10 protein-coding genes and 1 pseudogene are annotated in these 13,311 nt (G+C 41.1%); 7 read left to right on the forward strand and 4 right to left on the reverse strand.

Annotated features, from left to right (window positions below; genetic code table 11):
• Window positions 1-143 precede the first annotated feature (143 nt).
• The 4 genes from LC608_RS15775 to LC608_RS15790 all read left to right on the forward strand — a co-directional run bounded on the left by LC608_RS15775 (window position 144) and on the right by LC608_RS15790 (window position 4,489).
• Window positions 144-878, forward strand: coding sequence for a hypothetical protein (locus tag LC608_RS15775; protein WP_229554436.1), 735 nt, complete (start codon window positions 144-146; stop codon window positions 876-878).
• Window positions 841-3,798: a hypothetical protein gene (locus LC608_RS15780; RefSeq protein WP_229554437.1), complete on the forward strand. Its 2,958-nt coding sequence runs from the start codon at window positions 841-843 to the stop codon at window positions 3,796-3,798. The genes LC608_RS15775 and LC608_RS15780 overlap by 38 nt, the downstream gene beginning before the upstream one ends.
• Before the next feature lie 198 nt (window positions 3,799-3,996).
• On the forward strand, window positions 3,997-4,227 hold the full coding sequence (locus tag LC608_RS15785) for a hypothetical protein (protein ID WP_099100473.1): 231 nt from the start codon (window positions 3,997-3,999) through the stop codon (window positions 4,225-4,227).
• Entirely contained in the window at window positions 4,208-4,489 is a 282-nt protein-coding gene (locus LC608_RS15790) for a type II toxin-antitoxin system YafQ family toxin (RefSeq protein ID WP_196524452.1), read from the forward strand. The genes LC608_RS15785 and LC608_RS15790 overlap by 20 nt, the downstream gene beginning before the upstream one ends.
• A 211-nt stretch (window positions 4,490-4,700) precedes the next feature.
• On the opposite strand, the gene LC608_RS15795 is transcribed toward LC608_RS15790, so the two are convergent.
• Window positions 4,701-5,270, reverse strand: coding sequence for a single-stranded DNA-binding protein (locus LC608_RS15795; protein WP_229554439.1), 570 nt, complete (start codon window positions 5,268-5,270; stop codon window positions 4,701-4,703).
• A gap of 295 nt (window positions 5,271-5,565) precedes the next feature.
• Entirely contained in the window at window positions 5,566-6,813 is a 1,248-nt protein-coding gene (locus LC608_RS15800; RefSeq protein ID WP_229554440.1) for an FAD-dependent oxidoreductase, read from the reverse strand.
• Window positions 6,814-7,482: 669 nt separating this feature from the next.
• Here LC608_RS15800 and LC608_RS15805 point away from each other — a divergent pair.
• Together LC608_RS15805 and LC608_RS15810 are read left to right on the forward strand one after the other, a co-directional pair.
• Window positions 7,483-8,823, forward strand: a complete 1,341-nt coding sequence (locus LC608_RS15805; protein ID WP_308189881.1) for an ABC transporter ATP-binding protein — start codon at window positions 7,483-7,485, stop codon at window positions 8,821-8,823.
• 534 nt (window positions 8,824-9,357) lie between these two features.
• A complete protein-coding gene (locus LC608_RS15810; protein WP_229554441.1) occupies window positions 9,358-9,726 on the forward strand; it encodes a hypothetical protein in 369 nt (122 codons plus the stop codon).
• Window positions 9,727-9,742: 16 nt separating this feature from the next.
• On the opposite strand, the gene LC608_RS15815 is transcribed toward LC608_RS15810, so the two are convergent.
• Window positions 9,743-10,669 carry a phosphodiester glycosidase family protein gene (locus tag LC608_RS15815; RefSeq protein WP_229554442.1) on the reverse strand — a complete coding sequence of 309 codons (927 nt, stop codon included), beginning with the start codon at window positions 10,667-10,669 and terminating at the stop codon, window positions 9,743-9,745.
• An 85-nt stretch (window positions 10,670-10,754) separates the two neighbouring features.
• A complete protein-coding gene (locus LC608_RS15820) occupies window positions 10,755-12,020 on the reverse strand; it encodes a DUF4912 domain-containing protein (RefSeq protein WP_229554443.1) in 1,266 nt (421 codons plus the stop codon).
• A 554-nt stretch (window positions 12,021-12,574) separates the two neighbouring features.
• Between LC608_RS15820 and LC608_RS15825 the strand changes: the two are divergent.
• Window positions 12,575-13,264, forward strand: a pseudogene (locus LC608_RS15825) (ATP-binding protein); the annotation flags it as partial.
• Window positions 13,265-13,311 lie beyond the last annotated feature (47 nt).

Raw genomic sequence — 13,311 nt, forward strand, 5'->3', positions numbered from 1 at the left:
GCGATATAGAACTGCTTGTGATCTCTGCAAATTGCGATCGGCTCATGGTATTCTCTGTTTTCAGAGTTCCAGTCTTTACATAACAGCATTATAATTTGAACAAATCAACGTTTAGGTTAGTTATTAGTATTAGCGAATAAGTTGTGGAACTAAATGGTAAACAGCCTGAATCTAACCCTGCTAAAGATATCCTTCTATCTCACTGGACAGATGACCGCAGAACAATATACCTCTGGTTACACGAAGAGGCTCCTTCTCTAGCAGAACTTTATGAAAGTGCAGTGCGTTTAATATTTGAAATACATATTCCCGGTAGAGTTAGGCTTGTTAGTCACTGTGTCCGGGAGATTTGCAACCGATTAGTTTTTGTTAAAGTTGGCAAAAAAAGTGGTGGTAGGCTTAATTATGTAGACCGAATAAGTCAACTTACTACACTCTGGAAACGAAAGGGTTTCTCCATAGATGGAATACTTCCAGAATCGGGAATTAATTCTCAAGCTAGTTTCCCTTCTTCTTCTCCAGACATCACCATACCTCGCGATCTATTTTTTGAAATTACTAACATAATTAAAGAACACGAAGAAACAAGTTTCCAAATAGATGAAAGAGTACAGCTTTTTTTTGTAGAGTGTGTTCCTGAAAATCAATTGTACCAAAACTCACTACTTCCTCTAGTTAACCAATGGAAAAACTTTACAACTTGGTTTGTGGGAAAAGCACATGATAACGGGACAGTTGATGCAGATTACAATGAGGAACGTCTCCTTTATCACTTTCAATTATTCGAGCAGGTTTTGAGTACACTAGCTCAAAGTTTTTATAACACTACAGATGAAATCGATGACATCCTGGAAGAAGCCAACTCCTCAACAGCTTGATAAAGCCATCGCAAAGCTGATTCATCCCCAGCAACGCATTTATTTTTTCAATCATCTGCAAAATCCAGAGTGGATTGAGCCATTAAAAAACAAAGGGTTCTTCCAAAATCCTCCACAAATTATTGAAAATACTAGTCAAGGCACTGTAAGGTTTCCTATGTGGCCTGAGTCTCGCTATTTGGCACAGATGACTAAACACAAGCCAAGGGAAGTTCTAAAAATCGCGCTTCAAATAAAAAGTAATAATCCCTGTGTTCATGAAGACTTTGTTGATGCAGCACTTCAGATGCCCTCACAAGAAGCAGGGCAATTAGTTCCTAAAGTTAAAACCTGGATAGAAGAATCACTATACTCATCATCTCTACTTCCAGAGAAAGTTGCTGCTCTCATAGTGCATCTTGCTAAAGGGGGTAAGATTAACAAAGCATTAGAACTGGCTCGAATATTACTTGCTGTTAAGAAAGACTTTAGTTTAAACAATCAAGAAGAAGGTAGCACCAGAGTTTATCTTCCCTCACCAAAACCACAAATACGCTTTGATAACTGGCATTATGAACAAATTATTAAAAACAATGTACCGGAATTAGTGAAAGTAGCAGGTAAAAACAAACTAGATGTTTTTAAAATGTTAGCTTTTCTGCTATTTGATGCAGTTCAGTTTTCCCACCGTGATGAAGAAATTCAACAACTGCAAGAAAACTCACTTATCTGGGAGGATGGCTCACGTTACTGGCGATACGCTATTGAGGAACATCCTAGAAATTACTCGCATGATGAAATTAGAGAAATTTTAGTAGAAGCAGTAAGGGATTCAGCAGAGCGGATTTTAGAAGACGATAAGACTAAAATAGGAAATATAGTTTCGGAGTTAGAGAAGCGACACTGGCGAATTTTTCACCGGATTGCACTTTACCTGATTCGTAAGTTTTCAGAAGTAGACCGAGATTTACTTATTAAAAAATTGGCTGAACGTGAGCGTTTTACAGATAGTAGTTCTTACGAAGACTATGAGTACGCACACTTACTAAAAGAGAATTTTGCTCAACTGCCGATAGAGAAACAAGAGCAAATTCTAAGTTGGATTGACAATCCTGAACTTGACTTGAATTGGCAAGAAGATCAAGAGAGAAAAGCTGAATGGGTTAAATATTGGCAATGGCACAAACTTACAATAATAAAAGATAGTCTTTCAATATATTGGCGTGAACGCTATGATGATTTAGTTAATAAATTTGGCAAGGAGCTTGAACTTTCAGATATTGTTTCTGGAGGTGTAGGTGAGTTTAGAGTGTCAGGTGTTGGAAGTCCAAAAACTGACTTAGAATTAGAATCTATGAATATTGAGGAGTTAGTTGCCTTTCTTAGAACATGGGAGCCAAATTCTACAGATCCCTTTGAAGAACCATCACGCTCAGGGCTAGGATCTGCTCTGGCAAGACTGGCTGAAAAAAGTCCTGAACGTTATGCACAGGGATCTGCTCAATTTCAAGGTCTACACGCAAGATATATATCGAATTTGCTTAGAGGTCTGTGTCAAGCTTTAAATAATCAATCAAGACAACAGCAAGAAATAAGAGAATTTGATTGGATATCTGTTCTAAGTATCTGCAATTGGTTAGCAGAGAAATCTGAAGGATTGAAGAAATCTCAGACAATTTATAAGGAACCCAGCAGCAATTGGCTCGAACCTTGCCGAACAGTGGTAGACTTGCTTGGAGTCGGACTGAATCTTGATACAATAGCAATTCAGTTTAATTTTCGTAATCAGGTTTGGAACATCCTCAGACTTTTAACTCAACATCCAGACCCCACACCAGAAAGAGAAATGGGCTACCATAGCTCAAATAATAGTTATAGTGAACTCGCAATTAATACTGTTCGCGGGGAAGCAATGCACACAGTTGTTCGCTATGCCCTCTGGATTCGTCGCCACTTTGAGCAAATACCTGAGAGTGAAGAGCATTTGCAACGAGGTTTTGATGAAATGCCAGAAGTACGGCAGGTACTTGATGAACATCTTAACCCAGATATAGAGCAATCTTTAGCAATACGCTCAGTTTATGGTCAGTGGTTTCCTTGGCTGGCTTTACTAGATCCGCTATGGGCAAATCAAAGCATAGGAAAAATATTTCCACAGGATGAAACTTTCAGCAATCTGCGACGTGCTGCTTGGGAAAGCTACATTAATTTTTCTGATATTTATAACAATGTTTTTGATTTACTACATGAGGAATACCGCTATGCAGTTGAACAGATCGATCCCACCTCGATTGAACGACAAAAACTGACACATACTGATGAAGGTCTTGCCCAGCATTTGATGACTCTCTACTGGCGTGGGAAGCTGAATTTGGATGAGCCAGGAGCATTGGCAAGGTTTTTTGAGTTAGCTTCTGATACGTTACGTGGCTATGCTCTCGAATTTGTGGGGAGAAGTCTTAATAGGACAGAAAATGAGATAGATTCAGAAATACTTAATAGTCTCCAATTGCTCTGGAAAAAGCGTTTGGAAACAGCACGTAATTCTACCGAACGTAGTTCCTATGCCACTGAACTTGCTGCTTTTGGCTGGTGGTTCGGTTCTGGGAAATTTGATGACACTTGGGCTATTGCACAGATTAAACAGATTCTTGAATTAACTGGTAAAGTAGACCCTGACTTTTTGCTGCTCGAACGTCTAGCGGTACTTGTTGATACGATGCCAGAATCATCTGTCGAGTGCCTTGAATTGCTCATTAAAAATGATAAGTCTGGTTGGAGTATCTACGGTTGGCAGAATGAAACTAAAGCTATCCTCAGTAAAGCTATTCAAAGCACCAGTAGCCAAGCAATAAAAACTGCTGAAAATATTATTCAAGATTTGGGCAAACGCGGACACTGGGAATATCGGAATTTACTTCCTCCTTCTGGAAGCAAATAACCCTATTCCGTCAAAGTGGATAGTAAGTAAATCATCCAGCGATCGCTAATCGCTGCTTCTGCCCTCCAAAAACATTTGCCGCGACTGTGCTATGTCATAAGTTTTGCCAAAATTGCCCAAATCTAAGAAACTGAGGCTTTGGATTTAAAGATTAAAATAGAGTTAGTAAAGGTAGGATTTACTTGATTAGGAGGTTCTATGATGACTTTACAAGAAATTATTAATTCTATTGAAAGTTTGCCCACAGAAGATCGAGAGTATTTATTTGAGTTTCTTCGCCAGCAACGAATTGAGAATCGGCGGGTTGAAATTTTGGCTAATGCTCAGGAAGTGATGCAGGCTTTTAAGGATGGGACAGCTCATAGGGGAAGCGTTGATGATTTGATCGCTGATTTACTAGGAGATGATGATGGAAGTTGTCTGGAGTAGTGGATTTAAGCGATCTTTTAGGAAGATTACAAAGAAAAACCCGCAATTAAAGAATCAAATTGTTAAGGTATTAAGGCTTTTGGCAGATGATCCATTTACACCGTCTTTGAAGCCTCATAAGTTAACAGGAAATTTAGCGGGGTTGTGGTCTTGTTCTGTTACTTATGATTGTAGAATTATCTTTAATTTATCTGAGGATGAAAAATTGTTAGAAATGGTTATTTTATTGATTGATATTGGCAGCCATGATGAAGTTTATTAAATTGTCAAATAGAGGCTGAAGCTTGGGATTTAGAGATTAAAATTCTCTATCCCTAACTGCTCAATAGCTAAACTAAGCGATGTCTCACGACAAGAAGCAAAGCGTCAACGCAGACAAAAAAATAGCACATCCTCAAAGATGGCTATTTCTAAAATTATTTAATCGTAATGCTTTTTGCTAAGTATGTAAGCAAATTGAATACACACCAACTTTAGAACGGAATATCATCTGGATCTGGTTCTTCCGCTTTCACTGCTGGATAAGTGGTTCGCTCATAATTTGTGGGTTGGGGTACGGGTTCGTAAGTTTTCGCTTGGGGAGCAGCGCCAACAGGATTTGTAGCCGGGGTAGGCGCTGGACGTGGTGAATCGTAACTGGGAACGTCTTTCGGTGCAGGACGAGATGCTGCTGGTTGTCGTGGAGCGGTTTCAGTGAATGATGGAGTTACGGTTGCTGAGGGTAATGGATCAGTATTAAAACTACCTCCAACAGGTTGAATTTGTTGCACCGTCAATTCAGCGCGTTTCTCTTTAAAACCTTCCATCGGAACAGTATTCATGCCTAAACGCCCTACCAGGATGACGCGATCGCCTTGGTGGTAGTTTTGCTGAATTTCTGTCGCTAAATTCCCCCAACCAACAACTTTCAGGGTTGCTGGCGGATCTTCTGGTTTCTGGGAATTGGGAAACTGCACCAGCATTTCCGTGACTCCCAGATTATCGGCTGTATAGCGGAGTTGCGGCTCGTTAATAATTTCCGCCATCAAAACGCAGCTGTTCATTAAAATTACTCCTGACTGCAAAAAGTACTGATTCAAAAAGAGAAGGTTTTTCTATGTAGTGGCAATTAATATCTAGATAGGTCTAATCTTTTGCATTTTTTAATAATGTTTGAACAAATTTCCTAGATCCGCTTTGAGTTTTTAGTTATTTCTAGCATAAAAGCCAAGCGATCGCTTTGAACAGCATTAAATATGCCGCCCGCCACCCTCGCCTGACTAAATGAGCATTGAATTCTGTCTGGAGTAGTATAATTGTACCACCCATTGATTAAATAGAAAAAATTTTTGCCAAAAATTAAGTCTTGACGTGAACTGGAAAAACACCCAAGGCAATCAACCTGGCTGGAAGGTCACGCAAGATGGGTAAGCGCAAAAACGCAGGTGGTACAAAGGTGCGATTTGAGGCGAGAACTGGGGCAAATATCCGCTTTTGGATAAAAGTTTGAAACGCCTGAATGATGCGTGTGGGCAACTCGCGTTGACGCTGTACTTTTGCTAAATCGCTAAGTTGTACTTGTCCGTTTTTGAGCGGTTTGCTGAGTACATTCGCTGTGACGACGGCATCTTGAATCGCGTAGTTAATGCCAACTCCACCAACGGGGGACATTATATGTGCAGCATCACCAATGAGTAGCAAACCTGGACGATACCAGCGTTTGACGCGGCTGGACTCCACTGAAAGAAAAGCTATTTGTGACCATTCATGTAAATTTTGGATGCGTTGCTGGAATTCTGGCACTACTTCGACAACAGATTTTTTTAATTCCTCCAAACCCGCAGCCCGCAGTTGTTGATAGCCTCCTTTAGAAATAACATAGGCAACTTGCCACTCATCACCACGGTCAAGCATGGCAATGATTTTACCTTTACCAAAGCGCCCCATTCCCCCCTCTGGGTCTTCTGGCTGACGGGGTAGGCGGAACCAGAGGACATCCATTGGTGGCGAGGTTTCGATTGACTCAAACTCACCCAAGTGGCGCAAACGTGAGTGGCGACCATCTGCACCAACTGTCACTATTGCCCGGATTTCATGCCAACCACCGCCTCCCCGATACCGGACACCTTGAGTTACGCCATTTTCCGTAATTAATTCCTGTACATTTGCACCCATCACCAGATGGAAATTAGGATATTTTTGCGCTTCTTGCGTGATGAACTCCAGGAATTTTACCTGGGGAAGCATTGTAATGTAGGGGTAATGGGTTTTCAGATGACTAAAATCTGCCAATGTGACAGTATCTTGAGGAGTTTTAAACCTAATTTGGCGCATTTTGGCATGGGGGAGTTCTAGCAAGCGATCGCTAAGTCCCAATTCTTCCATAATTTCCATCACCGACGGATGAATTGTATCGCCGCGAAAGTCACGGTCAAAATCTTTGTGTGCTTCCAGCAGCATCACCGAAATGCCTTGACGCGCTAACAACAGCGCCAAGACTGCTCCTGCTGGCCCCCCACCCACAATGCAACAATCTGTGGTTTGTCTGTCTACAATGTCATGCACAGGGTTAATTACTTGGGTCTTGAGAAAGATTTTTAGGTACATCGGTAGTCTTGACACTCTCCGCGTCTAAAGATGCGGAGATTCTTGGTTCAACGAGTCCACTTAAGACTAGACCCCTTGCGGCATCTAACCCAGAGGTGGTTCTCTCCACAAGCTTTAACTTTCGGTATGCCCTACCGTAGTTGGATTACTCCAAAATTTGTTTTTTTGTTTAATGCTGGTCGTCTAGCCCCCATGAAGATTTTACCTATTCCTGGGTAGGAACTAGAACTATGGAATAGAACCTTATATCTTCAATTGTCAAGGTGCAGCGTTAACCGTTTAGGTTACTGGGTTTTTAGATAGGTTAATTACCCTTACCTGTTAAAGATAAGTATAGCACTAAATCAAGCGCGGGATTTATCCCCCTCGCAGCTTTCATCCCCAACTTAAAAGACGTTGAAACCTAAAAACACAAAAAGTTTTTAGGTTTCAATTTCGAGGTTTTTAGCCAACATTCTTATAACAACACCTTCTGATAGCCTTAAAATTCAGGGTAGTTTGCTTGTGATGGTGCAAGCTGTTTTTTTTACTTTTCGTATTTACATAGAACGTGTATTATGATTGGCGCTAAACTGTCATTGGTCATTAGTCATTAGTCATTAGTCCAATGCCCCATGCTTAATGCCCAATGCCCCATGCCCAATCCCCAATGACAATAATTAATTAGTTGTGTCCCAAGTTATTTTAGAAAACGTTTATAAAAGTTTTTCCTCGCGTAAAGCGGAAAGTGTGACCTCAGAAAACCAATCTTCTCTCACGTCTGGCGAGAAAACTGATGCAGCGCAAGAACGTGCCGGAAGTGTTAACGTCTTGCGGCGAATTAACCTGACGATCGCAGATGGCGAGTTTATGGTGCTGGTAGGCCCTTCTGGTTGTGGTAAAAGCACTCTGCTGCGCTTAATCGCCGGTTTGGAAGCGATGACTGGCGGTAATATCTGGATAGGCGATCGCTTAATCAATGACCTACCACCCAAAGAACGCGATATCGCAATGGTGTTTCAAAATTACGCCCTTTATCCCCATATGACGGTGTACGACAACATCGCCTTTGGGCTGCGTCGCCGTTTTGGGAAAGCAGGGGGAGCAGGGGAAGCAGGGGAAGCAGGGGAAGCAGGGGGAGAAATTACTCCCTCATCTCTTTATCTTCGGACGTGGACAGAAAATCTCTTCGTGGGTGCAACCAGAAAGTTACCTAAAGGACTTCGCTACATTTCTGATAAAGAACGGGCGGTGGATCAGCAGGTGCGTAGTGTTGCCCAACTGTTGCAAATCGAAACATTGCTGAATCGCTTACCCAAACAGCTATCTGGGGGACAAAGACAACGGGTTGCATTGGGACGAGCGATCGCGCGTGACCCCCAAGTATTCTTAATGGATGAACCGCTTTCTAACTTAGATGCCAAACTGCGGGCAGAAACCCGCGCTCAAATTGTCAAATTACAGCGCCAATTGGGGACAACGACAATTTACGTTACCCACGATCAAACAGAAGCGATGACAATGGGCGATCGCATTGCGATTATGTCTGAGGGTAAAATTCAGCAAGTTGCTTCTCCCTTAGAACTTTACAACCGCCCAGCCAATCTTTTTGTAGCAGAGTTCATTGGTTCACCACCGATGAATTTTATTCCTGTTAAATTTCATGCCCCACAGTTGATTACTCATTCCCGGTTGCGTTTCACCCTTCCAGAAGTTTGGGGAAAAGCTTTACAAAAATATGATGGGAAAACTCTAATTTTAGGCATTCGCCCAGAACACTTGAACTTGAGTATGCCTGCTACCAAAAATATACCAGTGCAAGTAGATTTGGTAGAGAATCTCGGCAACGATTCGTTTCTGGCAGTTAAGATTGCCGAACCGGGATCTCAACCTGCTACTACCAATTACTTACAAGTGCGAATACCACCAGACCGATTTGTACAACCTGGTGAACAACTATGGTTATCGCTAACTCCAGAGAAAATTCACTTTTTTGACCCGGAAACTGAGCTAGCAATATTTCCCTTGTAGAGAGGCTAGCAGGGGTAGCAGGGGAGGAAAAATCTAATCATCGCTTCCGCAAAGGGACAAACGGAATCAGAATTGAGAGCAATTGTATCAGATTGCGATCTCAAGGCAGAGCATCACAAATTTTATAATAAATTTAATTTATCCTTTTAACAAATAAGACTATTTGCTTTTATTGGATCAATCGTTTTATGCTGAAATTAGCAAAGATTTGCACTTTGAACAAATATAAACTTTGCAAATCTCTATTACAATATGGCGGAAATAAACATACCCTTCTCCTATCGGAGACGCTACGCGAACGGGTGACGCTCCTGCGTCGCTAACGCTGCGCTAACACCAGTCGCCTGCGGAGGGAAACCCTCTCGCAGCGCTGGTTCACCATTTCAAATGGCGCAAGAGCATGGAATACAATTCTTTTGACTTCCGCCTTGCGGTATTAGTGCTATTAAATTTAGGTGTCTTGCCAGCAAACAAACTAATGCTAACTAAATTCCCCAAAGGAACTTTGAGAGAACAAAGGAGAATAATAATTAAATGTTAGATCAGCAGATTGATTATCCTACCAGACCCAAGACAAGTGCAATGATCATGAAACTTTTCCAAATCACTCTAGTGGTTTTAGTACTTTTGATAAACTTAGCAATTGCTTTCCCCTCTTGGGCAGAAAAAGCGCCTTCTTTAACTAGTAATGCTGACTACTTTCAAGTAGGGCAAAAAGTCATTTGGCTTTACAAACCTCGTGCAGATTCTAGCGATGTCCAAAGAATTCCTGCCGAAGTAGTCAAGTTAAGTTCCAAGCAAGTGCAAATAAAGGTGTATAAACATAATCACGAATTTGTCAATCGTTGGGTGAATCCAAACAAGCTTGAGAATTCGCAAAAAGTTAAAGAGTCAATACTATAAAATTGAGTGATTATTTTTATTTTTTGTAAATCAAAAAAACTGAACCTATCGGCCCAAAGTTTTCTACATAAGTTTTCTGGTTATAATACAATCCTGGAGACATACCGCCATCAAATAATATCGCTTCTTGAATTTTACCTAAACAGTTATTGCTAGTAATACCTTCTAGGACATTATCAAACATGTCTGGCAGTAACTCTTGATTAACTTGAGATAATTCAATATCTGAATTAGCTTTCAAGTCATTAACTAATAAGATTACATAGCCTTGATTGGTAATAGCTGCCATAGAGCGATTTTTAGCATTTTTACAAGCAAATTCTCCTAAATCTTGACAAATATCTTTAAATTTACCCTGACGATAGAATCTGCCATTACCACCTACTAAATTGTAATTGAGAATATCACTTTTTCTTCTACCAGCTTGGATAGTAGCCTGTCGCTGATTGGGTGTACCTCCTGATATCCCAAAGGAAGAACGCTTATTTTTAAATACTCCTGAATACTCGACACCACGAGAAACATTTAAGCCTTGTGGTTTATCATCAGTATCTATATAGTCGGCATTAATTGCGGCAATGGGTAACTGTCCGTTTAATTTGGCATTATCATCGCCGATGAGTTCACGAAACTGTTTTGGTACATATTCTTTACGTAGTTTCCCCCTAGCATCTTTGGCGTAGAGTTTATGAGATAGGCCAACATTAACTTTGAAATCTAATTTTGCTGATTTGGGATTAAAAATAATCACATTGTTAATGCCTCTTTGATTTCTTTTACCTTGATTATTAGTTTTAAAAAAATCAATGCTGAACTTAGCATCTTTGCCAGGGCAAGTTTTAGATGCTTTTGGGACTGAATTTGCTTCAATCTCTTGACAACCTGATAATAAGGTTGCACCAATTATCAAGATAAATAACAAAAATAATTTTTTCGTAGACATACTAATGCAAAAAAAACCGCTACAGAATTACTATAGCGGGGAATAATTTAAAATTTCAGTCTGGAGTTTATCTCAGAACCAAAACTTAAGAGAACCATTCTAAAACAGCTTCTTCTTTGGTGTTGGTATTTCTAGATGGTGTCTCACGATTAAATTTCATCTGAATTGACCGGGTTTGCTCACCATCAGCAGCTACAGCCAAAATCGGATAGTCAATTAAACCATCCTGGAAGGACATCTGGAAGCGGAATGTTCCATCTGGATTTAGCTGAATTGGACGGCCACCAATGGTTACGGTAGCATCGGGTTCGGTTGCACCGTAGACTATCAACTCAGCATCGGCAATTAACCAGAACTGGCGCGGACGCACTGGTACGGCGGAAGCCGAGAAGCCAACACCTGACATTCCTGCACCGGAAGCGGTTAAGCCTGATACGGTAGGAACTGCCCACATACCCACACCAGATGGGAAAATGTAGGAGCTAATAGCTTGTTCAGGACGCGCTGAACTTGGTACTTGATGCTGGGAACCGAAGATAGAACCAGCAACCCGTAGTGATTCGGCAGATTCCGCTAAACCAAAGATTTGATCGTAGATGGGGTTGCCGTTACCATTGACAACAGCAGCATTTTCATTGGCGGTAGTTGCAATCTTCTTGGCAGGTGGAACTAGTTCGTACTGAGTCTTACCACGCAAATCTTCTTCAAAGTTAACAGTGATGAAGACATCTTCTATCCAATCAGAAGGATAAACGGGGGGAATGTGTACTCTAGCAGAACGAGCAAGTACCAACCAGCGTCCATCAGCAGTACGATAGCCGATATCGATTACATAATCGCGATCGCTAACTGGAACCGGTAGATACCATTCTCTAGCTAGTTCATCAGCAGGATATTCTTGAATGCTGTGGGGGCTTTGGAATTCGATATTGATGTCGGTAACATCATAAATCCGTAGTGCAAGTTGTTGTCCCCCTTGTCGGCGCAGTTCCTGTTTATGTTCATTGGGAATATCCCAGTAAGTGTAAGCCCACTGAGGATCGCGTGGTAAGAGGACAATCCGGCTGTCACCATAGCCAGAGGGCAAATCTGCGAGTCCTTCATCAACATCAGCCAAAGATCCACCAGTGCGATCTTCCTGACCTAATTCAAACTTTGCAGCTTCCACGGTTTCCTGTGCCTCCAATGAACGAGATGGACTAAGTAAATTTTTACTGCGCTGGACTTCTTGAATTGATGCCAGTAATTGTGATTTACGCATTCGGCTATACCGAGAGATGCTATATTCGCTAGCAACTTTGCGTAGTTGCCGTAAGGTCATCTCCTCTAGTGGCGGGCGTTCTTTTGCCATTATTTTGGACTCCAGTAGTTTAAGCGGTAAATGATTTCCCCTGGTTAAAGAATGCTATATAAAATGTCATCCACTCCAGATGAATTTCTTATCCTGACTCCTGGTTTTGCCCAGTGTTTAAGTTTTTTAGTCTGTTTTTAAATTGGGGTAACATCCAATCAATTCCTTAGTTATGCCATTAGCATTTCTTTGGGATCGAGGAAGTTCTATCTGTTAAGTCAATATTAACCACTAAGCATATCTAGGGATCAAGGGGTAATAACTAGGTTTTTTGCCTGTTTCACGAATTTACAAGCCCTTCTGGGATCATAGTGTCATGGTTTCATAACATTACTAGCTTGTTAGATGTTGAGCGATGGTAATAATGTCAAGTTTTCATGACATTTTGTTTTGGGCATTGAAACCACCACTACAGGGCTTGTGAGTTGAGTCGAATACAGACCTAACCCCCAGCCCCTTAAGAGCGAGCGTTGGGGAGTAAGATTCAAAACTTCTCTCCTAAAAAGAGAGAGATTGGGGTGTATTGCATACAAAAGGAAAGCGCGATCGCTATTGCATTTGTCGCCTCTCACGATCTGCAAGAGCCACTGGGTAAGATTAAAAGCTTTGGCGATCGTCTCAAAACGACCTATAGCGACACGTTAACTGAACAGAGACATGACTACCTAGAACAAATGCAGAATGCTGCATCGAGAATGCAAACATTAATTGAAGACTTGTTGATACTTTCACAAGTTACTACCAGAGCGCAAGCTTTTATATCAGTAAATCTCACCAAGATTGCCCAAGAGGTCTTGTTTGATTTAGAACTTTATGTACAGCAAACTCGAGGAAGTGTAGAAATCGGGGAGTTACCCACCATTGAAGCTGATCCTTTACAAATGCGTCAATTGCTGCAAAATTTGATTGGTAACGCCCTGAAATTCCACCGCCCAGAGATACCACCTGTTATCAAAATCTATAGTCAATTTTTAGACAATCAAGCAGATAACATTTTTGCCAATTCTGAACTTTGTCAAATCATCGTAGAAGATAATGGTATTGGTTTTGAAGACAAATATCTTAACCGAATTTCCAATGTTTTTCAACGATTGCATAGTAGCATTGAGTACGAAGGCACTGGCATAGGTTTAGCTATCTGTCGGAAAATTATTGAGCGTCATCACGGAAATATCACAGCCCAAAGCAAACCTGGGCAAGGATCAAAATTTATGATCGTATTGTCAATGAATTCCCATTCTTGATTTTTATTTATGGAGAGGGATAATGCTAAACCCTGAGATTAGCTTAA

The organism is Nostoc sp. XA010, from assembly GCF_020829625.1.
GTDB lineage: Bacteria > Cyanobacteriota > Cyanobacteriia > Cyanobacteriales > Nostocaceae > Nostoc.

Bases quoted from the DNA above. Each gene is read 5' to 3' on its own strand.
- LC608_RS15810 (WP_229554441.1), top strand. From the start codon at position 9,358: ATGTTAGATCAGCAGATTGATTATCCTACCAGACCCAAGACAAGTGCA.
- LC608_RS15785 (WP_099100473.1), top strand. From the start codon at position 3,997: ATGATGACTTTACAAGAAATTATTAATTCTATTGAAAGTTTGCCCACA.
- LC608_RS15820 (WP_229554443.1), bottom strand. From the start codon at position 12,020: ATGGCAAAAGAACGCCCGCCACTAGAGGAGATGACCTTACGGCAACTA.
- LC608_RS15795 (WP_229554439.1), bottom strand. From the start codon at position 5,270: ATGAACAGCTGCGTTTTGATGGCGGAAATTATTAACGAGCCGCAACTC.
- LC608_RS15780 (WP_229554437.1), top strand. From the start codon at position 841: ATGACATCCTGGAAGAAGCCAACTCCTCAACAGCTTGATAAAGCCATC.
- LC608_RS15815 (WP_229554442.1), bottom strand. From the start codon at position 10,669: ATGTCTACGAAAAAATTATTTTTGTTATTTATCTTGATAATTGGTGCA.
- LC608_RS15790 (WP_196524452.1), top strand. From the start codon at position 4,208: ATGGAAGTTGTCTGGAGTAGTGGATTTAAGCGATCTTTTAGGAAGATT.
- LC608_RS15800 (WP_229554440.1), bottom strand. From the start codon at position 6,813: ATGTACCTAAAAATCTTTCTCAAGACCCAAGTAATTAACCCTGTGCAT.